The 21,196-nt window shown below is 67.8% G+C and carries 18 protein-coding genes; 11 read left to right on the top strand and 7 right to left on the bottom strand.

Features of this window, described 5'->3' with window-relative positions; all coding sequences use genetic code 11:
* Positions 1 to 8: 8 nt before the first annotated feature.
* The 9 genes from AC07O4_RS12270 to AC07O4_RS12310 all read left to right on the top strand — a co-directional run bounded on the left by AC07O4_RS12270 (position 9) and on the right by AC07O4_RS12310 (position 10,409).
* Entirely contained in the window at positions 9 to 995 is a 987-nt protein-coding gene (locus tag AC07O4_RS12270) for a Bug family tripartite tricarboxylate transporter substrate binding protein (protein WP_495304679.1), read from the top strand.
* A 32-nt stretch (positions 996 to 1,027) separates the two neighbouring features.
* Complete coding sequence (locus tag AC07O4_RS12275) at positions 1,028 to 2,197, top strand: FAD-dependent monooxygenase (protein WP_495304680.1); 1,170 nt, start codon at positions 1,028 to 1,030, stop codon at positions 2,195 to 2,197.
* A 30-nt stretch (positions 2,198 to 2,227) separates the two neighbouring features.
* The gene (locus AC07O4_RS12280; protein WP_062474598.1) at positions 2,228 to 2,449 is read left to right on the top strand and encodes a recombinase-like helix-turn-helix domain-containing protein; all 222 of its coding nucleotides are present in this window, start codon (positions 2,228 to 2,230) and stop codon (positions 2,447 to 2,449) included.
* 11 nt (positions 2,450 to 2,460) lie between these two features.
* A complete protein-coding gene (locus tag AC07O4_RS12285) occupies positions 2,461 to 3,513 on the top strand; it encodes a Rieske 2Fe-2S domain-containing protein (protein ID WP_447775838.1) in 1,053 nt (350 codons plus the stop codon).
* Positions 3,514 to 3,536: 23 nt separating this feature from the next.
* On the top strand, positions 3,537 to 4,505 hold the full coding sequence (locus AC07O4_RS12290; protein WP_492695788.1) for a PDR/VanB family oxidoreductase: 969 nt from the start codon (positions 3,537 to 3,539) through the stop codon (positions 4,503 to 4,505).
* A 55-nt stretch (positions 4,506 to 4,560) separates the two neighbouring features.
* Positions 4,561 to 5,667 carry a porin gene (locus AC07O4_RS12295; RefSeq protein ID WP_492695790.1) on the top strand — a complete coding sequence of 369 codons (1,107 nt, stop codon included), beginning with the start codon at positions 4,561 to 4,563 and terminating at the stop codon, positions 5,665 to 5,667.
* Between the two features lie 44 nt (positions 5,668 to 5,711).
* Positions 5,712 to 7,028 (top strand): MFS transporter, encoded by a 1,317-nt coding sequence (locus AC07O4_RS12300; protein ID WP_495304681.1) that lies wholly within the window; start codon positions 5,712 to 5,714, stop codon positions 7,026 to 7,028.
* Positions 7,029 to 7,683: 655 nt separating this feature from the next.
* A complete protein-coding gene (locus AC07O4_RS12305; RefSeq protein WP_495304682.1) occupies positions 7,684 to 9,921 on the top strand; it encodes a M1 family metallopeptidase in 2,238 nt (745 codons plus the stop codon).
* An 80-nt stretch (positions 9,922 to 10,001) separates the two neighbouring features.
* The gene (locus AC07O4_RS12310; RefSeq protein ID WP_495263864.1) at positions 10,002 to 10,409 is read left to right on the top strand and encodes an LptM family lipoprotein; all 408 of its coding nucleotides are present in this window, start codon (positions 10,002 to 10,004) and stop codon (positions 10,407 to 10,409) included.
* A gap of 152 nt (positions 10,410 to 10,561) precedes the next feature.
* Here the strand turns inward: AC07O4_RS12310 and AC07O4_RS12315 are convergent, their stop codons facing one another.
* The 7 genes from AC07O4_RS12315 to AC07O4_RS12345 all read right to left on the bottom strand — a co-directional run bounded on the left by AC07O4_RS12315 (position 10,562) and on the right by AC07O4_RS12345 (position 18,632).
* A complete protein-coding gene (locus AC07O4_RS12315) occupies positions 10,562 to 11,296 on the bottom strand; it encodes a transporter substrate-binding domain-containing protein (protein WP_495304683.1) in 735 nt (244 codons plus the stop codon).
* 70 nt (positions 11,297 to 11,366) lie between these two features.
* Positions 11,367 to 12,179, bottom strand: a complete 813-nt coding sequence (locus AC07O4_RS12320) for a substrate-binding domain-containing protein (RefSeq protein ID WP_495304684.1) — start codon at positions 12,177 to 12,179, stop codon at positions 11,367 to 11,369.
* An 83-nt stretch (positions 12,180 to 12,262) separates the two neighbouring features.
* A complete protein-coding gene (locus AC07O4_RS12325) occupies positions 12,263 to 12,466 on the bottom strand; it encodes a type II toxin-antitoxin system antitoxin (protein ID WP_062474617.1) in 204 nt (67 codons plus the stop codon).
* A 45-nt stretch (positions 12,467 to 12,511) separates the two neighbouring features.
* Positions 12,512 to 13,411, bottom strand: a complete 900-nt coding sequence (locus tag AC07O4_RS12330; protein ID WP_495304685.1) for an SPFH domain-containing protein — start codon at positions 13,409 to 13,411, stop codon at positions 12,512 to 12,514.
* Between the two features lie 98 nt (positions 13,412 to 13,509).
* Positions 13,510 to 14,280, bottom strand: coding sequence for a TIGR04325 family methyltransferase (locus AC07O4_RS12335; protein WP_495304686.1), 771 nt, complete (start codon positions 14,278 to 14,280; stop codon positions 13,510 to 13,512).
* A gap of 91 nt (positions 14,281 to 14,371) precedes the next feature.
* Positions 14,372 to 15,265, bottom strand: a complete 894-nt coding sequence (locus tag AC07O4_RS12340) for a response regulator transcription factor (protein WP_062474629.1) — start codon at positions 15,263 to 15,265, stop codon at positions 14,372 to 14,374.
* Positions 15,237 to 18,632: a hybrid sensor histidine kinase/response regulator gene (locus tag AC07O4_RS12345; protein ID WP_495304687.1), complete on the bottom strand. Its 3,396-nt coding sequence runs from the start codon at positions 18,630 to 18,632 to the stop codon at positions 15,237 to 15,239. The genes AC07O4_RS12340 and AC07O4_RS12345 overlap by 29 nt, the downstream gene beginning before the upstream one ends.
* Before the next feature lie 244 nt (positions 18,633 to 18,876).
* Here AC07O4_RS12345 and urtA point away from each other — a divergent pair, with 244 nt between their 5' ends.
* On the top strand, positions 18,877 to 20,145 hold the full coding sequence (gene urtA / locus AC07O4_RS12350; protein WP_062478305.1) for an urea ABC transporter substrate-binding protein: 1,269 nt from the start codon (positions 18,877 to 18,879) through the stop codon (positions 20,143 to 20,145).
* Between the two features lie 124 nt (positions 20,146 to 20,269).
* Entirely contained in the window at positions 20,270 to 21,184 is a 915-nt protein-coding gene (urtB, locus tag AC07O4_RS12355; RefSeq protein ID WP_139701702.1) for an urea ABC transporter permease subunit UrtB, read from the top strand.
* Positions 21,185 to 21,196: the final 12 nt, after the last annotated feature.

Here is a 21,196-nt window from a genome sequence, read left to right on the forward strand (position 1 = left end):
TGACCCTCATGCAACGACGTTTTTCTTTCTCCCTGCTGGCTGCCGCGGCGCTGGCCATCGCCTTGCCCGCGCACGCACAGAGCGACGCGCACAAGCAGCTGTCGAGCGACCGCTTCACCATCGTCTCGCCGTTCCCGCCCGGCGGCCCGGTCGACACGCTGGCCCGCATCCTGTCCGACGGCCTGACCAAGCGCTACGGCCAGGCGGCCGTGGTCGAGAACATGGTGGGCGCGGCCGGCAACATCGGCATCGACAAGGTCAAGCGCGCCAAGGGCGACGGCCACACGCTGCTCGTGGTGCCGGCCGGTAACCTCACGATCAACCCGACGCTGATGCCGAACTTCCCGTTCAACATCGAGAAGGACTTCGTGCCCGTCACCATGCTCGCCAAGGCACCCAACGTGCTGGTGGCATCGCCGGCCTCGGGCATCAAGAGCGCGAAGGAACTGGTGGCGATGGCCAAGGCCAAGCCCAACACGCTGTCGTATGCCTCGCCCGGCGTGGGCAGCGGCCTGCACCTGGCGGGCGAGCTGTTCAAGCAGCAGGCCGGCATCGACCTGCTGCACGTGCCCTACAAGGGCACGGCGCCCGCGCTCAACGACGTGCTCGGCGGCTCGGTGCCGCTGATGTTCAGCAACCTGCCCGCGACCATGCCGTTCATCAAGAACGGCAAGCTCATTGCGCTGGGCGTGACCGAGGCCAAGCGCAGCGCCGCCGCACCCGACATTCCCACGCTGGCGGAGCAGGGCATCCAGGGCGTCGCCGTGACCTCGTGGTATGGCCTGCTGGCCCCCAAGGGCACGCCGCCGGCCGTGGTCGAGCAGCTCGCCAAGGACGCGGCCGAGATGCTGGCCCAGCCCGACGTGCGCGAACGCCTGAAGGCACAGGGCATGACCGACGCGGCCATGAAGCCCGCCGAGTTTGCTGCCCACATCCGCGATGAGACGGCCGTCTGGGCCCGGATCATCAAGGCCCGCAACATCGTGGCCGAGTGAGCCACGCACAAGAACAAAGAGAGACAGAGACCATGCAGACAAGCGAATCCACCATTGGCATCGTCGGTGCCGGCATCGGCGGCCTGGTCGCCGCCATCGCACTGCGCCGCGCAGGGCACGACGTGGTCGTGTTCGAGCAGGCCAAGCAGTTCGCCCGCGTCGGCGCCGACATCAACCTCACGCCGAACGCCGTGCGCGCACTCGACGGCCTGGGCGTGGGCGACGCCGCCCGCGTGACGGCGGCCCGCCCGTCGCACCGCATCAGCCGCACCTACGACAGCGGCGAAGAAACCTCGCGCCTCGAGATGGCCGACTCGGCCGAGCAGCGCTACGGCGCGCCGCAGCTCACCATCCACCGCGCCGACCTGCTGGCCGCGCTGGCCGACATGTTCCCCGCCGAGCGCGTGGCGCTGGGCAAGCGTGCCGAGACCATCGCGGCCGACGACAACGGCGTGACCCTGTCGTTCAGCGACGGCACCAGCGCTCGCGTGGGCGCGCTCATCGGTGCCGACGGCATCCACTCGGGTGTGCGCACCGCGATGTTCGGCGCCGAGAGCCCGCGCTTCACGGGCATCGTCGCCTACCGCGCCGTGGTGCCCGCCGAGCGCGTGGCCGGCGTGCCCAACCTGGGCGCCTTCACCAAGTGGTGGGGCCCGAACCCGCAGAGCCAGATCGTCACCTTCCCGCTGAACCGCGGCAAGGACATCTTCATCTTCGCGACCACACCGCAGGACACCTGGCACCTCGAGTCGTGGACCGCGCCGGGCAGCGTCGACGAGTTGCGCGAGCAGTACGTGGCCTACCACCCCGAGGCGCGCGCGCTGCTCGACGCCTGCGACACGGTGCTGAAGACCGCGCTGTACGAGCGCGACCCCATGCCCGCCTGGGCGCAGGGCCGCATGGCGCTGCTGGGCGATGCCGCGCATCCGATGCTGCCCTTCATGGCACAGGGCGCTGGCATGGCGATCGAAGACGCCGTGGTGCTGTCGCGCCACCTCGATGGCGTGGCCATGGCCGGCATTCCCGCCGCGCTGCAGGCCTACCAGACCGCGCGTATCGAGCGCGCCAGCCAGGTGCAGCTCGGCTCGCGCGGCAACAACTGGCTGCGCGAAGGCGGCAACGCCGACTGGGTGTACGCCTACGACGCCTGGGCCGTGCCGCTGGGCGTGCCGGCGCAGGGCGCCGTCGCTGCCACCGCCTGAAATTTTTCCCCTCGCTTACGGAGGCTCACGATGCAACAAGACCGCTTTCTCCAACCGCACCAGGCGCGCCAGCGCCCCGCGACCACCTACGAAGACCTGCTGGGCGACGTGATCGAACGCGCCTACGCCGACGGCATCCATGACCTGCCGGGCCTGGTGCAGCGCCTGAACGACAGCGGCCTGGCCACGCCGGGCGGCCTCGCATGGACCGAGGCGCTGTACCGCAAGGAAATGGCCACGCTGGCCGCCTGAGGAGAAACACCATGACCATCGCCATCCATCCCGTCGCACCGGCCCCTGCCGACCCGGTCGACCACCTGCTCGAGATCGGCCTGAAGGACCTCTGGTACCCGATCTGCCCCTCGCACTTCATCAAGGAGAACCCGATCTCCCTGCGCCGCCTCGGCCGCAAGATCGCGCTGTGGCGCGACGGCGAAGGCGTGCTGCACGCACTCGAAGACCGCTGCCCGCACCGCGGTGCGCCGCTGTCGCAGGGCGTGGTGCTGGGTGACCGCCTCTCGTGCCCATACCACGGCGTCGAAGTGCGCCACGACGGCGTGGTCACGCGCGTGCCCGGCAGCCCGGGCTGCAAGCTCGAAGGCTCGCGCGCCACGCGCCACTTCCATGTGCAGGAGCGCGCGGGCGCCGTGTTCCTCTACAACTCGAAGGAGCCGGTCGACGTGCCGCCGCCGCTGGTGCTGCCCGAGCAGCTGACCGACGAGGCCGAGTACTCCAACTTCCTGTGCTACACGGAATGGAAGGGCGACTACCGCTACGTGCTGGACAACGTGATGGACCCGATGCACGGCACCTACCTGCACAAGCAGTCGCACTCGATGGCCGAGGGCGACTCGAGCGCCAAGTTCGGCGTGCGCCCGACCGACATCGGCTTCGTGTTCGAGAAGGAAGGCCAGCGCAACGTCAACTTCGACTGGACCGAGTGGGCCGACACCGGCATCCACTGGATGCGCCTGGAGATTCCGTACCCGAAGACCGGCGGCCCCGGCGGCAACTTCATCATCATCGGCGCCTTCTCGCCCATGGCCAACGGCATGACCGCCACCTTCTTCTGGCGCGCACGCAAGCTGTCGCCGGGCTGGGAGCGCGACACCTGGCGCTTCCTCTACAAGAACCGCCTCGAGGCGCGCCACTGGCACGTGCTGGAACAAGACCGCGTGATGCTCGAAGAGATGGAAGCCGACGCCAACCAGCACGAGAACCTGTACCAGCACGACCTGGGCATCGTCCGCCTGCGTCGCCACATGCGCAACCTCGCGCAGGCGCAACTGGCCGAAGCCGAGGCCGCCACGGCCTGAACTGCAAGCAAGCGAGCATCGCCATGTCTTCCCCTACGCTGAACGCCCTCGTGCACACCATGCGCTACGAGGCCGACGGCATCGTCAGCGTCGAGTTCCGGCCGGCCACGCCGGCGGTGGACTTTCCCGCCTTCGAGGCCGGCTCCCACATCGACCTGCACCTGCCCAACGGGCTGGTGCGCAGCTACTCGCTGTGCAACCCCTCGAGCGACCACCAGCGCTACGTGGTGGGCGTGCTCAACGACCGCAAGAGCCGCGGCGGCTCGCGCTACGTGCACCAGCAACTGCGCGTGGGCATGACGCTGCCCATCTCGGCACCGCGCAACAACTTCAAGCTGGAAGAGGGCGCCGAGCGCTCGGTGCTCGTGGCCGGCGGCATCGGCGTGACGCCCATCTGGTGCATGCTGCAGCGGCTCATCGCCATCGGCAAGCCGGTGGAGTTCGTGTACTGCGCGCGCACCCGCAAGGAAGCCGCCTTCTGCGACGCCATCGAGGCGCTGGCCACCGAAAAATCGGTGCAGCTCACCTGGCACTTCGACGACGAGAAGGGCGCGCCGCCCGACCTCGCCTCGCTGCTGGCCGGCAAGGGCGCCACCAGCCACTACTACTGCTGCGGCCCCACGCCGATGCTCGACGCCTTCGAAAAGAGCTGCGAGCAACTGGGCTATGCCAACGCCCACATCGAACGCTTCGCCGCCGTGCATGTGGAGGCGCCCAGCGCCACCCAGACCTGCGTGGTGCAGTGCGCCAAGAGCGGCAAGAGTGTCGAAGTGCCTCCGGGCAAGTCGATTCTCGACAGCCTGATCGACGCTGGCCTCAACCCCGACCACAGCTGCAAGGAAGGCGTCTGCGGCGCCTGCGAAACGGCGGTGCTCGAGGGCGAAGTCGATCACCACGACGGCATCCTCACCAAGATCGAACGTGCGTCCAACAAGACCATGATGATCTGCGTCTCTCGCTGCAAGGGCGAGCGCTTGGTGCTGGACATCTGAACGAGAAGGCCACAACCGAAAAGACGGCCGAGAGAAAAACCAACCGAGACATTCAATGAAAAAGTACTTGATCGCGATGGCTGCGGCCACCGCGGCTGGCGGAGCGCTGGCCCAATCTTCCGTGACGCTGTTCGGCGTCGTCGATGCCTCCGTGGTCTACACGCGTGGCAGCGGCAACGGATCGGCCCACAAGACGCAGCTGGGCAACAGCGGCAACATGTTCAGCCGCCTCGGTTTTCGCGGCACGGAAGACCTCGGCGGGGGCTACTCGGCCAACTTCTGGCTCGAGATGGGCCTGCAGAACGACAGCGGCACGGGCTTTCCTTCGAACTCCAACAACCAGGCCAGCGGCAACGGCACGCCCGGCGTGCTGAGCTTCAACCGCCGCTCGACCGTGAGCCTGGCCGGCCCCTTCGGCGAAGTGCGCCTGGGCCGCGACTACGTGCCCGCCTTCTGGAACACCGCGATCTTCGACCCCTTCGGCACCGGCGGCGGCATCGGCGCCAACCAGATCTACTTCTCGGGCCTGGGCGGCCTGGTGGCACCCACCGGCACGCGCGCCTCGAACAGCATCGGCTACTTCCTGCCGGCCAACCTGGGCGGCTTCTACGGCCAGGTGATGTACGCGATGGGCGAGAACGATTCGACCTCGGTGCTGCCCGGCACCCAGGTGTCGAACAAGCGCGACGGCCAGCACACCGGCGCGCGCTTCGGCTACCAGAGCGGCGGCCTCAATGTGGCCATTGCCACCGGCCGCACGCGCTACGCCGCCGGCGACCTGCGCGTGACCAACCTGGGTGCGTCCTACACCTTCGATGCGGCGCTCATGAACCTCAAGCTCACGAGCGAGCTGTACAAGGAATCGAAGGGCAGCACCGACGCCAAGGGCGTGCTGGTCGGCTTCCAGCTGCCCATCGGGCCGGGCGAGATCAAGGCCTCGTACGCGCGCTACAAGCTGGAGCCGCTCAATGCGGTGCTCGAGCCCACGACGTCGAAGCTGGCCCTGGGCTACGTGCACAACCTGTCCAAGCGCACGGCGGTGTACGGAACCATTGCCCGCATCAGCAACAAGAACGGCGCAACGCAGGCTTTGGCCGGCGCCATCACGCGGCCGAACCGCGCCTCGAGCGGCGTCGAGTTCGGCATGCGCCACATGTTCTAGGCGCGGCCACACAGCGCGCGCACCCCCAAGAGAGAGCCCCGGTCATGCAGAGCAAGAACTTCCGTTGGTACGGCGTCATCACGCTGTTCGTGATCGTGGCGATCTCTTACGTCGACCGCATCAACATCGCGGTGCTGATCACCGATGCGGCCTTTCTGAAGCACGTGGGGCTCGACCCCTCCGACCGCGTGAGCCAGGGCCTGCTGGCCACGGCCTTCATGCTGGGCTACGGCATCTCGGCCTTCGTGCTCACGCCGTTCTGCTCGGCGCTGTTCGGCGTGCGGCGCAGCCTGATCTACGGCCTCGTGCTGTGGGGCGTGGTGACCTGGGCCTCGCCGATGTTCAACAGCTACGGCCTGCTGCTGGCGTCGCGCGTGCTGCTGGGCGTGTCGGAAGGGCCGCTGTTCTCGCTGGCTTCGTCGTACATCAAGGCGCACTTCAAGAGCGACGAGAACGGCAAGCCGAATGCACTGGTCAACATGGGCACGGGCCTGGGCCTGGCGGTGGGCTATCCGCTGGTGGGCTATTTGCTCACGCAGTTCGAGTGGGACAGCTCGTTCCACGTGCTGGGCGTGCTCAACATCGTGCTGGGCATTCCGCTGGTGCTGGCCTTCGTGCGCATGCCCGCGGGGCACGGCGACGGCATCAAGCCCTCGTCGCTGGGCGATGCGATGGCGCGCGTGGCGGGCATCGTGAAGGGCGCGCTGCATACGCGGCACCTGTTCCTCATCACGCTGCTGACCTCGGCGGCGCTGGCCTACCTCTGGGGCAGCAGCAACTGGCTGCCGACCTACCTGCGCGAAGCGCGCGGCTTCTCGCTGCGCGAGATGGGCTGGATCGCTTCGCTGCCGCAGTACGCCACCGTGCTCGCGGTGTTCACGGGCGGCGTGCTCATCGACAAGCTGGGGCGCGACCGCGTGCCCTTCATCTTCATGGGCGCGAGCGCGGGCGTGGCACTGTCGGTGCTGCTGGCCATCAATGCGCGCGACCCGTACATGGCCGCGACCTGCCTCGTGGCGGCGAACTTCTTCTGGGGCCTGCAAAGCCCGGCCATTCCAAGCACCGTGCAGCACTGCTCGCGGCCCGAGCACACGGCCAGTGCCTTCGGCGTGACCAACGGCGTGGGCAGCCTCGTGGCGGGCTTCATGCCGGCGCTGATGGGCGGCGTGATCAGCGCGGTGTCGCACAGCGGCGGCGCAGCGCACACAGCGGTCACCGCTGCCTCGTCGGCGGCGGGTTTCTTCGCGGGCTTTGCGCTGCTCATCGGCACGCAGGTCGTCGTGTTCGCGTGCGGCTTTCTGCTGTGGTGGCGCGAGCGCGCGCAACGCGCTGCTGCAGTCTCTGGTTCACAGCTTTCGTAGCCTTCGCCGCGGCTTGAACCTTCGTACTGTGGCCGCTTCGTCACAGTGAAGGCCCCGTGTTTTTGTCATCTGCGTGAGCAGGTGTTGCGGGCGCAGAACCATCTTCGTAGTGCATGGCATGCGTTGCATGTCATGACGCCATTCGGTCTATCGCGCGCGAACAATTGGAGAGAGAAAAGTTCCGCGGATCGTTGAGCTCATTGCATCGATCAGCTACAACTGCGTGCACTTCAACGGACGAGGGAATGCGCGTGAAATCAACCACAAGAGCCGCAGCCAGTCTTGCCGTCGCCATCGCTTTTGCCATGGCCCCGGCCGTTCACCTGACGGGTGAACGCATCGCGTCGATGCACGGGCACTGAGCCCGGCCCGCGACACCCCACCGCGTTCACACGCTCCCCCCACACCCCGCATCTTGACGGGAATGGCGCCGCTCGCCCCGCGCATCCTGGGACCACCGCAGCACATGCGGTGCGGTCCGGCCTGAGCCCGCGTTCCTGACGAACGGTTTGTTCGCCGGGAGGGCGCTGTGCTGCCCGCATTTCCTGTCGATCTGTCGTTCCACTCATTCCGCGCGCGTCACGCGCATCACCGGCTATCCGCCGGTGCCTGCGGTGCGGCGCATGTTCCTTACCAAGAGTACCCAGAGGCGATCATGAAATCACTGAATACACCTGTCGTTCATTGCCTGGCCCTCACGGCCGTGACCCTTGCCGCGCTGACGGCCTGCGGCGGCGGCGGAGACAGCGGCGGTGGCGCATCCTTCGGCGGCTCCGGCCTGAATGCGCCGTCGCTGGCCAACGCGCCCGCGGCCGACGGCGGCGACACCACCAAGAAGACCCCCGACGACGGCGTGCCCGCCGCACCCGAATCGGCAGTGGCCGCGGTCGATCGTTCGGCCCGGCCGATGGAACTGCCCGACACGGTCTGGCCCGTGAACTACAAGCTGTGGTTCCGCCCCGATGCGGCGCTCAAGACTTTCGTGGGCCGCGCCGACGTGGAGATCGACGTGCTCAAGCCGGTCGACGCCATCGTCGTCGCCGCGCACGACCTCAACTTTGCGCGCGGGCGCACCACGCTGCGCAAGGTGTCCAAGCCCGGCGAGGTGATCCCGCTGATTCCCACGCCGCAGACGCGTGGCGACTTCGTGCAGCTGCGGCTGAACGACGGCCAGATCGCCAAGGGCAAGTACCTGCTGCACATGGAGTGGGACGGCAAGATCCAGTTCTCCGACGCCGAGTACTGCACGCCGGAAGTGATGGCGAAGAACCCGCTGTGCTCGGCCGCGTCGGGCATCTTCAAGGTGGGCCTTTCCACGCCCGAGGGCGTGAGCAGCGACGCCATCGTGACGCAGGGCGAAACCAACTTCGCACGCCAGTGGTTCCCGGGCTGGGACGAACCGGCCTTCCGACACACCTTCGAGATCTCGGCCGAGGTGCCGGGCGACTGGAAGACCGTGTCCAACGGCGCGCAGACCGAGGCCGTGAAACTGCCCGACGGCTACCAGCGCGTGGCCTTCGAGAAGACGCCTTCGATGCCGATGTACCTGGCCTTCTTCGGCGGCGGCAAGTTCGACATCCTGGCCGACACCTTCAAGAACCCGCTGGACGGCAGCGACATGGCGCTGCGCTGGTTCACGCCGCCGGGCCGCTCCGACTGGGCCAAGTTCGCGATGGAGTGGACCAAGGTGTCGATGGACTACTACTACAAGTACACCGGCATCTCGCTGCCCTTCAAGAAGTTCGACACCGTGGCCGCCAACGACAGCTACGACAACAAGCCCAACACCGGCTTCGGCGGCATGGAGAACTGGGGCGCGATCTTCGAGTTTGCCGATGCGGTGCTCACCAAGCCCGGCGACAAGCCCACGCTGTACTCGGTGACCGTGGTCACGCACGAGGTGGCGCACCAGTGGTTCGGCGACCTCGTCACGCTCGACTGGTGGGACAACGTGTGGCTCAACGAATCGTTCGCGCGCTGGTTCGAACGGCGCACCACGATCAAGTTTCACCCCGAGTACTACAGCTTCTCCGACTACGTGCTGGACAAGCACAACGTGATCGTGGCCGACCTGAAGCCCTCCGCCGTGCCGGTGCAGCGCAACCTGAACGACGCGGGCTCCTTCGGCTTCATCAGCCCGGCGATCTTTGTCTACAACAAGGGCAGCCACGTGCTGGAGATGGTGCAGAACTACATCGGCGAAGAGGCGATGCAGAAGGGCCTGCAGATCTACCTGAAGGACTATGCGTACGGCAACGTCACGCCCACGCGGTTGTGGACCTCGCTGGAGAAGGCCGCCGGCGGCAAGAAGGTGAGCGAGATCGGCGACAGCTTCATCCGCCAGACCGGCATTCCGCTGCTCACGGTCGATGCGCAGTGCGCCGGCGACCGCACCTACGTGAACATCACGCAGGAGTCGTTCCCCAACCAGAACCAGTTCCCGGCCTCGACGTGGACCATTCCCGTCACGCTGGCGTATGGCGACGCGATGGAAAAGCGCGAGACCTTCGTGATGTCGAACAACGCCACGCAGGTCGAGCTGCCGGGCTGCACCGCGGTGCTGGCCGGGCCGACGGGGCAGGACTACTACGTGAGCAACTACAGCGCGCAGTCCTGGAGCAACCTGCTGGCCAAGGTGCAGAACTTCGCGGGCAACAAGCCGCTGCTGCTGAACATCGAGCGCGATGCCTTCCGCCTGCTGGGCGTGGGGCGCATCACGCAGGCGCAGTACGACCAGATCAAGGGCGTGCTCAACCTGCCGGCACCGCTGCTCGCCAAGACGCAGCTGAGCCAGCAGAAGATGGCGGCGGTGGAAGCGGGCGGCAAGGAAGAGTACCCGCACGCGCTGCGCTTCCAGGGCAAGCTGCCGCTGCGCGAGAACCAGAAGCGTTGAGTCGGAGGGCACCGAGCCTTCTTTCGTGAACCCCGCATGCGCCGCTCGGCGGCGCATGCGTCACCACTTCATCCGAACCCATGAAAAAGCTTCTGAACTCTTTGCTGGCAGTGGCCTGCGTGTCACTGCTCTCGGCCTGCGGCGCACGCGGCGGGCCCGAAACCGAACTGGTCGGCGTCTATGCCGTCGAACGCAACGGCGTGCTCAAGGAGGTCGTCAAGATCGAGCGCGACGGCGACCGCTACATCATGCGCGACAAGGTGCGCACACCCGAGTGGAGCGAACCGAAGATGCAGTTGCAGCCGGTGACGCGCGAGCGCTGGAGCCGCATCACCACCGACACGGAGAACACGTCCTTCGTCGGCATCTCGAGCGACCAGCTCGGCATCTTCAAGGTGCCGCCCGGGTGGCAGAAGAACGGCTTCAAGACGCAGACGGGCTACTTCCTGTTCTATTCGCAGGGACCGGTGGAGGCGCACAAGCTCTGACCGGCCGCCGCCGCCACCACGACAGCACCCAGCGGGCACAGGACACTGGGTGCTTCCCGCAGCGAAATCAAGGAGGAGGCCGCAGGCCGGGGGACATTCGCGGAGGGAAGTACCCGGTGGCCTGTGCACGCGCCCTGAACAAGAGCGCTCAGTTACGGCGCAACGATCGCACCTTCGATGCGATGGCGCTTCAACGCATCGGCCACAAAGCCTGAAGCCTTCATCTCTTCGACAAAGGACGAGAGCAGCGCCTGCGCCTCGGCCCCCCGACTGGCCGGCGTCCCCATCGCCTGCTGGATCACCATGAAGCGCCCCGGCAGCACACGCACCCCAGGTGCACGGGCCGCCTCGCCTTCGAGCAACTGACGAATGCCCGCCGCCACCTCGACCTGGCCCGCACGCAATGCTGCGAGCACAGGCCCTGCGCCCTGCAGGCGCACGATCTCAGCCGCCTTGATCTCGCGCGTGAGGAACAGGTCGTAGGCGCTGCCCGAACCGACCGAGATGCGGTGGCCTTCGGCATCGACCTGCGCGTTGTCGGTCAGCGCAGAAGATTCGGGCACGAGGTAGCTGCCCTCGATCAGCACGTACGGCGCCGTGAAGCGCAGCCCTTCGCTGCGCGCCGGGTCGACCGCGAAGAAGCCGATGTCGGCCTTTTCGTTCTTCACCGCGTCCACCGAGGCCGCAGCCTTCTCGAACACCACCAGCTCGATGCCCACGCCAAGCCGCCGCGCGAACTCGCGGGCCAGGTCGATCGACACGCCGACCGGCTCGCCCGTGGTGGCGTCCTTGTTGGCCAGGATCGGATTGCCGAGGTTGATCGAGGCGCGCAGCGTGCCGCTGGGCGCGAAGGCGGTCACGAGGGCGGAAGAGGGCGATGTGGTCATGGCGTCCGTTCGTCGGGAAGGCGGAAGGAGGGGATGAAGGCCGCCAGTTTACGGGCCGTGAGGCGCCGGCTCAGCGCGCGGACAGTGGCTCCAGCCCCGTCTTCGCGATCGTCGGCGCCGCGGCCGGCGCGTTGAGGTAGCGGATCAGCTGGCGCGCCGCGTCGGGCTGCTTCGAGGCCGTGGCCACGCCGGCCGAGAACACCGTCACGCGCTGCACCTCGGCGGGCAGCGGGCCGATGTAGTCGATGCCCTCGATGGGCAGCAGCTCGCTCACCTGCTGCAGGCCGAGGGCCGCGTCGCCGCGCGCCACCACCGTGCCCACGCGCTCGCTCAGGATGCGCTTGCTCTTGGGCTTGACCTGGTCCTCGATGCCCAGCGTCTTGAGCAGCTCGGTCTCGTAGTAGGTGCCGCTCGCGCTCGCCGAGTAGGCGATCGACGGCGCCGCGAGCAGCGTGCGCTTGAGCGCATCGACCGTGCCGATGTCCGGCTTGGGCGCGCCCTTGCGCACCGCGAAACCGATCGACGAACGCACCAGGTCGACCTGGCTGCCCGCCACCACCTTGCCCTGTGCCACCAGCGCATCGAGCGCGGGGCGCGCCAAGATCACGACGTCGGCCGGCTCGTTGCGCCCGAGGCGGCTGGGAATCGAATCGCTGGCGTTGCCCATCGACGCGCCGTAGGCCGTCTTCACGCTGCGGCCGGTGCTGCGCTCGAAGCCGGGGCGCAGCTCGTTGTAGGCGGCGGTGAAGCCGCCGGAGGTCATGACGTGGATGTCGCCTGTGGCGGCGGGTGGTGTGCTGACGCAACCGGCGAGCGCGAAGGAGGCGGCCAGCGCCAGGGCGGCGCGGCGGGTCAGGGCGGAACGGAGGGCGAAGGTGGTCACGGCGTGTGTCTCCTGATGAAGGGTGCAGTCCCATCGTAGGGGCCGAGCCTGTCAATCGGCCTTCAGGAAATTCGGGGTTACTACTAGCGCGAGGGCTTGGGCGGGTCCGCGTCCTTGGCGGGCGCAGCAGCCGCCGGCAGGCGCCCCCGTTTCGCGAGCCCTTCGCGCAGCAGGAACTCGACCTGCGCGTTCGCGCTGCGCAGCTCCTGGGCCGCCAGCCGCTCGATCTCGGCCCACAGGGCCGGATCGATGCGCAGCGGGTAGGACTTCTTACCGGGACTGGCCATCAGGGAACAACGACGTGGCGGCGGTGAACAGGTGCCGTGGATGCATCAGGTGTAGAGCGTGCCCGTGTTGACCACGGGCTGGGTTTCGCGGTCCGAGCACAGTACCACCAGCAGGTTCGACACCATCGAGGCCTTGCGCTCGTCGTCGAGCACGACGAGGTTGCGCTCCGACAGCCCCTTGAGGGCGGCCTCGACCATGCCCACCGCGCCCGCCACGATCTGGTGCCGCGCGCTCACGATGGCCACGGCCTGCTGGCGCCGCAGCATCACCTGGGCGATCTCGGGCGCATAGGCCAGGTGGGTGAGCTTGGCGTCGAGCACCTCGACGCCGGCGCTGGCAAAGCGCTGGTTCAGCTCGGCCTTGAGGGCATCGGCCACCACGTCCAGGCCGGCGCGCAGCGTGACCTCGTCGCTCTGCAGGTCGTCGCCGCTGTCGTAGGCATAGAGCGTGGCCAGGTGGCGGATGGCGGCTTCGGACTGGATGGCGACGAACTTGTTGTAGTCGTCGATCTCGAACACGGCCTGCGCCGTGTCGTGCACGCGCCAGACCACGGCCGCGCCGATCTCCACCGGGTTGCCGCGCTTGTCGTTCACCTTCAGCGGCGGCGTGTTCAGGTTGCGCGCGCGCAGCGAGATCTTCTGGCCGGCCTGGAACGGGTTGGTCCAGCGCAGGCCCTCGGTGCGGTCGGTGCCCTGGTATTCGCCGAACAGCGTGAGGATGATGCCCTCGTTCGGCTGCAGCATGTACAGCCCCGGCAGCAGCGCCACGCCCGCGACGATCAGCAAGACGTTCATGGGCAGCGGCATCATCCGCTGCACGAGGGCCCAGGCGCCCAGCCCGATCAGCACCAGCGACACGGCCACGAGGCCGTAGCCGTTGACGGACCGGTAGGGGCGCTCCTTGCGGACCTTGCGCGGTGGGGTGGGGGTCGTCGTGTCTTGCATGGGGCCTCCGTTAAAAGTGATATCACTTTAATATCTTTTCGGGGGCCGTCAAGCGGTTTTCGAGCCCGGCCGGGCCGGGCCGATGCACCCGCGGGTGATCAGGCGATGAGGTCGAAACAACAGCCCGCGTAGTAAGGCTTGTCCCCGCCATCGACGAAGGGCACCTCGATCGGCTTGCCCTCGTTGCGCCACACGTCGCGCTTGCGGTAGCCGGCGCGTGCCAGGTCGGCCAGCAGCTCGTCGTGGTGCTGGATGCGGTAGGCGCACACGGCCACGCCGATGCTGTTGAGCGTGTAGATCGTGCGCTCGGGGTGCACGGCCGTGGTGTTCATGACGATGCGCCGGGGCTTCACGGCGAGCGCGGAAAGAATCGCGTCCATGCGCATCGGCAGGTACTGCAGGCTGCCCGACACGTACAGCACGTCGCAGCCGCTCGCGTCGCGGTAGTCGGTGGTGAAGCCGAGCTGCCCGGTCGCTTCGCGCTTGACGGCCATCGCGCGGCCGCTCTCGACCACGCCGGGCACGTCGCACACCGTCCAGCGCAGGGTCTCGGGGTAGGTCAGCACGCGCCGGAAGGCGTAGTACTTGATGCCGACGTGCCCGCCCAGGTCGAACACGCGCGTCAGGCCCGCGTCGATGGAGCGGCCCAGCCAGAAGAGGCCGGGATAGTCGTAGAAATAGATCTGCGGGCTGTAGAGCTCGCCCGCGTCGGCGTTGGCGTAGCCGACGGCCTTGGTGGGCGGCGCGCCGGCCTCGGCCGCCTCGAAGCTCTCGAACGACCCCATGAAGAGGTTCTCGTCCGTGTTGTTCAGGAACTTGCGCCGGTAGGCGCTCTCGCGGGGCGGGAAGGTCAGCAGGCTTGAAAGCATGTCTCTCTCCTGTGGCTTTCGCATTCTGAGCGCAACCGGCGCCTTTGGGGGCGATAGCCTAGCGCCGCGGGGGCGGTTACCCCGTGGGGCTTTACATGCCGCTCGCCAGTGCCGCAGCCGCCGCGCGGGTCTCCACCCCCAGCTTCTCGAAGATGTGCTCCAGGTGCTTGTTCACCGTGCGCGGGCTGGTGCCCAGGATCTCGCCGATGTCGCGGTTGGTCTTGCCCTTGGCGAGCCAGGACAGCACCTCGGTCTCGCGCGGCGTGAGGGCCGCATCGGCCAGGCGCGCGGCCGGGCCTTCGCGCTGGATGGCGAACAGCAGCATGGTCTCGCCGAGCGCCGCCGCGCCCAGGTTGCGCACCGACAGGCGCATGCCCGTGGCGGTGCCGATGGCGATCGACGCGCCCGGCGCCAGCGCGGGCTCCACCGAGGCGGGCAGGCGCCCCGGCGCCACCGGGTCTTCGAGTGCATGCAACCACAGCGCGGCCTGCGGCGAGCGCCAGGCGATGCGCCCGCGCGTGTCGACGAACACCACGCCCATGCCCGCCACGTCGACCGCGTCGCGCGCCATGCGCGTGATGCGGGCGTTGCGCGTGTGGGTGTGCAGGCGCGCCAGCACCTCCTGCGCGCGGATCGGCTTTACCACGTAGTCGACGCCGCCGCACTCGAAGCCCTCGACCACGTGCGCGGTTTCCGACAGGCCCGTCATGAACAGCACCGGGATGTGCGCCAGCGCCGCGTTGGCCTTGATGCGCCGGCAGGTCTCGAAGCCCGAGAGGCCGGGCATGAGGCCGTCGAGCAATATCGCGTCGGGCACCACCAGCTCGAGCCGCTGCAGTGCGGCCTCGCCGTCGGCCGCCACCAGCACGGTGTAGCCGCTGGCCTCGAGCGTGTCGCACAGCATGCCCAGGCTGCTGGGGGCGTCGTCCACCACCAGCACGACGGGGCGTTCGGATTCATGACCGGGCGAGGGGAGTGTCTGCATCTTCTGCCAGTGCGTTGCGGAGGTTGTCGAGTTCGAAGCGCGCGACCATGCCGCGCAGCCAGGTGCAGGTGGCCGCCGCGGCGGGCGAGGCCGCGGCCAGCCGGTCGAGCGCGGTGTGCAGGCCGCGCACGTGGCCCATCTGCACCAGGCGCATGAGGTCGGCGCGGTCGTCTTCGCCGAGTGCGAGCAGGGGCGGGCGCGGCGGCGCCAGGTCGGGGTCGGCGGGCGGCGGCAGGGCGTCGCCGATGGCCAGCCATTCGAGCCCCAGGTGCCGCTCCAGCGTGGCGATGAGTTCCGACTCGATCACCGGCTTGCCCACGAAGGCCTGGCAGCCCGCGGCGCGCAGCCGGTCGGCCTGGTTCTCGAACATGTTGGCTGAGACGATGATGATCGGCAGCTCGGCGAAGCCCGAGGCCCGCACCGAGCGCGCGGTCTGCCAGCCGTCCATGTCGTCCATCGTCAGGTCCAGCAGGATGGCCGAAGGCAGCTCTTCGCGCAGGCTGTCCAGGCACTCGGTGCCGCTGGCCGCCTCGCGCACTGTGAAGCCCAGCGGCGCGAGCATGCCGGCCAGCATCTGGCGCTGCACCGGCTGGTCGTCCACCACCAGCAGCGTGCGGCGCTCGCCAAGGTAGCCCGACACCGGCTCGCGTGAGCCCGCCTGCGGGCCGGGGTCGGAGACCTCACGCAGGTACACGCGCACGCTGAAGGTGCTGCCCGCCGACGAGGTCGACGCCAGCTTGAGCTCGCCGCCCATGAGCGAAGTGAGCAGCCCGGTGATGGTCAGGCCCAGCCCCGTCCCCGGCTCGCCGCGCCGGCGGCCCGCGGCGCCGCGCTCGAAGGGCAAAAAGATGCGCTGGCGGTCCTGCGGCGCCACGCCGATGCCGGTGTCGACCACGTCGAAGCGCAGCACCTCGCGCCGCGCGTCCACGTGCAGCGTGACGGTGCCGCTGTCGGTGAAGCGCACGGCGTTGGTCAGCAGGTTGATGAGAATCTGGCGCAGCCACTTCACGTCGGCATGCACCCACGGCGGCAGCCGGCCCGCATGCGTGTAGACGAACGCCAGGCCCTTGGCTTCGGCCTGCGGGCGCACCATCTGCACCACCTGGTCGAGAAAGGCCGGCAGCGCCAGCGGCGAGGGCTCCAGCTGCAGCCGGCCGGCCTCGATGCGCGCCAGGTCGAGCAGCCCGTCGATGAGGCCCAGCATGTGCTCGCCGCTGCGGTGGATGGTCTGCACCGCCTCGCGCGGCGGCAGGGCCGCGTCGCCGCCCTTGAGCAGGATCTGCGAGTACCCCAGGATGCTGTTGAGCGGCGTGCGCAGCTCGTGCGTCATGCCCGCCACGTAGCGCGTCTTGGCCTGGTTGGCGGCTTCGGCGGCTTCCTTGGCGGTCTGCAGCGCGGCGTCGGTGCGGCGGTGCGCTTCGATCTCGAGCGCAAGCAGGTTGTTGTGGCGGTTCGACTCTTCCTGCGCCATCTGCCGGCTCTCGCTGCCCAGCACCACCCACCACGCGGCCACGGCGGCGATCACCGAGAGCAGCGCGAACACTTTGAGAAAGGCCGTCGCCATCGCCGAATCGATGGTGCCCGCGATGGCCTCCTGCGCGTAGACCACGCCCACCACCGTGGCCAAGAGCGCGATGAGCGAGGTGGCGACCAGCAGGTAATGCGCCACACGAAAGTTGAGCCGCGCCGACAGCGCGGGCGGCAGCAGCGCCTGCAGCCAGCCGCTCATCTGCTCGGCGGCGCGCGAGTCGGTCTTGCAGCGGTCGTGGCAGCGCGATTCGAGCGTGCAGCACAGCGAGCAGATCGGTGCGCTGTAGGCCGGACAGTGCGCCATGTCTTCCGACTCGAAGCTGTTGTCGCACACCGAGCATTTCACGCTCTGGCCCGGCGTCCAGCGGTCGATGTCGGTGCGCGCCAGGTAGTAGCGCCCGCGCGTTCGCCACGCCAGCAGCGGCGACACGGCCATGGCCGTGGCCAGCGCGATGAAGGGCGAGAAGGCCCGCGCCCACTGGCCCAGCGCGCCCGAGTAGGCCAGCATCGCCAGCGCCGCCGCCACCAGCATCGCGACCAGGCCCACGGGGTTGATGTCGTACAGGTGCGCGCGCTTGAACTCGATGGTCTTCGGGCTCCAGCCCAGCGGCTTGTTGATGACCAGGTCGGCCACCAGCGCGCCGACCCAGGCGATGGCGATGTTGCTGTAGAAGCCCAGCACGTGCTCCAGCGCGGCGAACACGCCCAGCGCCATCAGCAGGATCGCGATGGCCACGTTGAACACCAGCCACACCACGCGCCCCGGGTGGCTGTGCGTGAGCCGGGCGAAGAAGTTCGACCACGCCAGCGAGCCCGCGTAGGCGTTGGTCAGGTTGATCTTCATCTGCGAGACCACCACGAACAGCACCGTGATGCCCAGCACCCACGCCGGGTCGCGCAGCACGTACGAGAAGCCCGTGAGGTACATCTGCGTGGGCTCGATCGCGTGGTTGGCCGGTATCTCGTGCTGCAGCGCCAGGAAGGCCAGGAACGCGCCGCCCATCATCTTCAGCATGCCCGGCACGATCCAGCCCGGCCCGGCGACCAGCACCGCGGTCCACCAGCGGCCGCGGTTGGCGGCGGTCTTCTCGGGCAAAAAGCGCAGGTAGTCGACCTGCTCGCCGATCTGCACCACGAGCGAGAAGGCCACGGTGGCCGCCGCGCCGAACATCAGCGGATCGAAGCCGCTGCTGTCCGAGGTGCGGCCCACGAGGCCGGTGAAGTCGGCATACAGCTCGGGCTTCTTCACCATCACCGCGATGAAGGGGCAGACGAACAGCACGATCCAGATCGGCTGCGTCCACAGCTGCAGCCCCGAGATGAGCGTGATGCCGCGCGCCACCAGCGGAATGATCACGATCGACGACACGAGGTACAGCAGCCATAGCGGCCAATCGAGGTACATCTGCAGCGCCAGCGCGAGGATGGCCGCCTCGAGCGCGAAGAAGATGAAGGTGAAGCTCGCGTAGATCAGCGAGGTGAGCGTGGAGCCCAGGTAGCCGAAGCCGGCGCCGCGCGTGAGCAGGTCCATGTCCACGCCGTGGCGCGCGGCGTAGTACGAGATGGGCAGGCCCGTGAGGAAGGTGATGAGCCCCACCACCAGGATCGCCCACAGCGCGTTCGAGAAGCCGTAGCTCAGCGCGATGGCGCCGCCGATGGCCTCCAGCGCCAGGAACGAGGTGGCGCCGAAGGCCGCGTTGGCCACGCGGAACTCCGACCACTTGCGAAAGCTGCGCGGTGTGTAGCGCAGCGCGTAGTCCTCCAGCGTTTCGTTCGCGACCCAGGCGTTGTAGTCGCGGCGGATGCGAAAGATCTTCTGTCCGGAGACGGATGTCATGGCGGGTTCTCGCGGCGGCGGCAACGGTGGCATGCGGCAGGTACAGCAAGAAGCGCTCCCTGCTGTCTCGTGCCTTGTCTGCTCGCGAGTCTGCGGCCCGGGCAGGGGCGCATCGCTACGTTGAATGACGTATTCGCGAGGACGCAAGTGATTTCTAAAGTACCAGCCATGGTGCTCGCAGCACCGTCCGATGCACTGCGATGGTGCGCGGCTCACTCTTCTTTCAACCTGCCTGGAGTTCCTGATGTCGCGTGATTCCGATCCTTCTTCCCTCGATGCCATGGCACTGCGCCGCCGCCGCCTGCTGCAGGGCGCCGCCGCGCTGCCCGTGATGGGCCTGAGTGGCCTGAGCTTCGGCCAGGGGCAGTTCCCCACGGCCAAGGTCAACACCACCAAGCTCGCGGTGACCGACACCGAAGTCACGGTGGGCCAACTGCATTCGTCCACCGGCACGATGGCCATCTCGGAGACGGGTTCCATCCAGGCCGAGCAACTGGCCATCGACCAGATCAACGCGATGGGCGGCATCCTGGGCCGCAAGATCAAGGTCATCAAGGAAGACGGCGCCTCCGACTGGCCCACCTTCGCCGAGAAGTCGAAGAAGCTGCTGGTCAACGACAAGGTCGCGGCCGTGTTCGGCTGCTGGACCAGCGCCTCGCGCAAGGCCGTGCTGCCGGTGTTCGAAAAAGAGAACGGCCTCTTGTACTACCCGACCTTCTACGAAGGCCTGGAGCAGAGCAAGAACGTGATCTACACGGGCCAGGAAGCCACGCAGCAGATCATCTGGGGCCTGGACTGGGGCGCGAAGGAGAAGAAGGCCAAGACCTTCTTCCTGGTCGGCTCCGACTACATCTGGCCGCGCACCTCGATGAAGATCGCGCGCAAGCACATCGAGAACTTCCAGAAGGGTTCGGTCAAGGGCGAGGAGTACTACCCGCTGGGCCACACCAACTTCAACTCGCTGATCAACAAGATCAAGGTGGCCAAGCCCGACTGCATCTTCGCGGCGGTGGTGGGCGGCTCGAACGTGGCCTTCTACAAGCAGCTCAAGGCCGCGGGCATCACCGGCGACAAGCAGTTCCTGCTGACGCTGGCCGTGACCGAAGACGAGATGACCGGCGTGGGCGGCGAGAACTTCGCGGGCTTCTACTCGTCGATGAAGTACTTCCAGACGCTGGACAACGAGAACAACAAGAAGTTCGTGGCCGCCTTCAAGGCCAAGTACGGCAAGGACGCGGTGATCGGCGACGTGACGCAGGCGGGCTACCTCGGCCCGTGGCTGTGGAAGGCTGCGGTGGAGAAGGCGGGCAGCTTCGACATCGACAAGGTGGTGGCGGCGTCGCCGGGCATCGAGCTGAAGACGGCGCCGGAGGGCTACGTGAAGCTGGATGCGAACCATCACTTGTGGAGCAAGGCGCGCATCGGGCAGGGGCAGCTGGATGGCAGCTTCAAGGTGGTTGCCGAATCGGGCGAGCTCATCAAGCCCGATCCGTTCCCCAAGGGGTATCAGTAACTCCCCCGAAGCGGCTCACTTCGTGTAGCCGCCTCCCCCTCAAGGGGGCGACACCTGCGGCCCGGCAAAGCCGGTTCCGCGGTGTCTCACGACTTGTTCCCTGACCCTTACCGGATATTGCGCAATGAGCCTCTCGGACATGATGAACATCGGCCTGATGCAGGGCTTCGCGGGGCTGAGCCTCTTCGCGGTGCTGCTGCTCATGGGCCTCGGGCTCGCGATCATCTTCGGGCAGATGGGCGTGATCAACATGGCGCATGGCGAGTTCATGACCATCGGCGCCTATTCGATCTTCCTGGCCGCGCAGGTGACCGAGCGCATGGCGCCCTCGCTCATGCCGTACTACTTTCCGATCGCGATCGGGCTGGCCTTCGTGTTCGCCTTCATCGCAGGCTGGCTCGTGGAGTGGGCGCTGATCCGCCACTTGTACAAGCGGCCACTCGACACGCTGCTCGCCACCTGGGGCGTGAGCCTGGGCCTGCAGCAGATCTTCCGCACCTTCATCGGACCGAAGGAAGTGAGCCCCACGCTGCCCGAGTGGCTCATGGGCTCGTGGACGCCGCATGAAGGCCTGGACATTCCGATCAACGGCCTGTTCGTGCTGGCGCTCACCGCGCTGGTCACGGGCGGCGTGCTCATCGCCTTGCACAAGAGCCGCTGGGGCCTGCGGGTGCGCGCCACCGTGGCCAACCGCACCATGGCGAACGCCACCGGCATCGACACCAAGAAGACCGACCGCCTCACCTTTGCCATCGGCTGCGGCATTGCCGGCGTGGCGGGCGCGGCCTTCACCACCATCGGCTCGACCGGGCCGACCTCGGGGTCGCTGTACATCGTCGACGCCTTCCTGGTCGTCACCTTCGGCGGCGCGGCCAGCCTGCTGGGCACGGTGGTCTCGGCCTTCGGCATTGCGCAGACGCAGTCGATCTCGGAGTTCTTCATGACCGGCTCGATGGCCAAGGTGCTGACGCTGTCGCTGATCGTCCTGATCCTGATGATGCGCCCCCAGGGCTTGTTCGCAGTCAAGGTCCGTCGCTGAACCCGATTCCTT

The organism is Variovorax sp. GW821-FHT09D04 (assembly GCF_059416405.1).

Bases quoted from the DNA above. Each gene is read 5' to 3' on its own strand.
- AC07O4_RS12345 (WP_495304687.1), bottom strand. From the start codon at position 18,632: ATGACATCCGTCTCCGGACAGAAGATCTTTCGCATCCGCCGCGACTAC.
- urtA (WP_062478305.1), top strand. From the start codon at position 18,877: ATGTCGCGTGATTCCGATCCTTCTTCCCTCGATGCCATGGCACTGCGC.
- AC07O4_RS12270 (WP_495304679.1), top strand. From the start codon at position 9: ATGCAACGACGTTTTTCTTTCTCCCTGCTGGCTGCCGCGGCGCTGGCC.
- AC07O4_RS12315 (WP_495304683.1), bottom strand. From the start codon at position 11,296: ATGACCACATCGCCCTCTTCCGCCCTCGTGACCGCCTTCGCGCCCAGC.
- AC07O4_RS12300 (WP_495304681.1), top strand. From the start codon at position 5,712: ATGCAGAGCAAGAACTTCCGTTGGTACGGCGTCATCACGCTGTTCGTG.
- AC07O4_RS12285 (WP_447775838.1), top strand. From the start codon at position 2,461: ATGACCATCGCCATCCATCCCGTCGCACCGGCCCCTGCCGACCCGGTC.
- urtB (WP_139701702.1), top strand. From the start codon at position 20,270: ATGAGCCTCTCGGACATGATGAACATCGGCCTGATGCAGGGCTTCGCG.
- AC07O4_RS12305 (WP_495304682.1), top strand. From the start codon at position 7,684: ATGAAATCACTGAATACACCTGTCGTTCATTGCCTGGCCCTCACGGCC.
- AC07O4_RS12290 (WP_492695788.1), top strand. From the start codon at position 3,537: ATGTCTTCCCCTACGCTGAACGCCCTCGTGCACACCATGCGCTACGAG.
- AC07O4_RS12325 (WP_062474617.1), bottom strand. From the start codon at position 12,466: ATGGCCAGTCCCGGTAAGAAGTCCTACCCGCTGCGCATCGATCCGGCC.
- AC07O4_RS12335 (WP_495304686.1), bottom strand. From the start codon at position 14,280: ATGCTTTCAAGCCTGCTGACCTTCCCGCCCCGCGAGAGCGCCTACCGG.
- AC07O4_RS12340 (WP_062474629.1), bottom strand. From the start codon at position 15,265: ATGCAGACACTCCCCTCGCCCGGTCATGAATCCGAACGCCCCGTCGTG.
- AC07O4_RS12310 (WP_495263864.1), top strand. From the start codon at position 10,002: ATGAAAAAGCTTCTGAACTCTTTGCTGGCAGTGGCCTGCGTGTCACTG.
- AC07O4_RS12330 (WP_495304685.1), bottom strand. From the start codon at position 13,411: ATGCAAGACACGACGACCCCCACCCCACCGCGCAAGGTCCGCAAGGAG.
- AC07O4_RS12275 (WP_495304680.1), top strand. From the start codon at position 1,028: ATGCAGACAAGCGAATCCACCATTGGCATCGTCGGTGCCGGCATCGGC.
- AC07O4_RS12295 (WP_492695790.1), top strand. From the start codon at position 4,561: ATGAAAAAGTACTTGATCGCGATGGCTGCGGCCACCGCGGCTGGCGGA.
- AC07O4_RS12280 (WP_062474598.1), top strand. From the start codon at position 2,228: ATGCAACAAGACCGCTTTCTCCAACCGCACCAGGCGCGCCAGCGCCCC.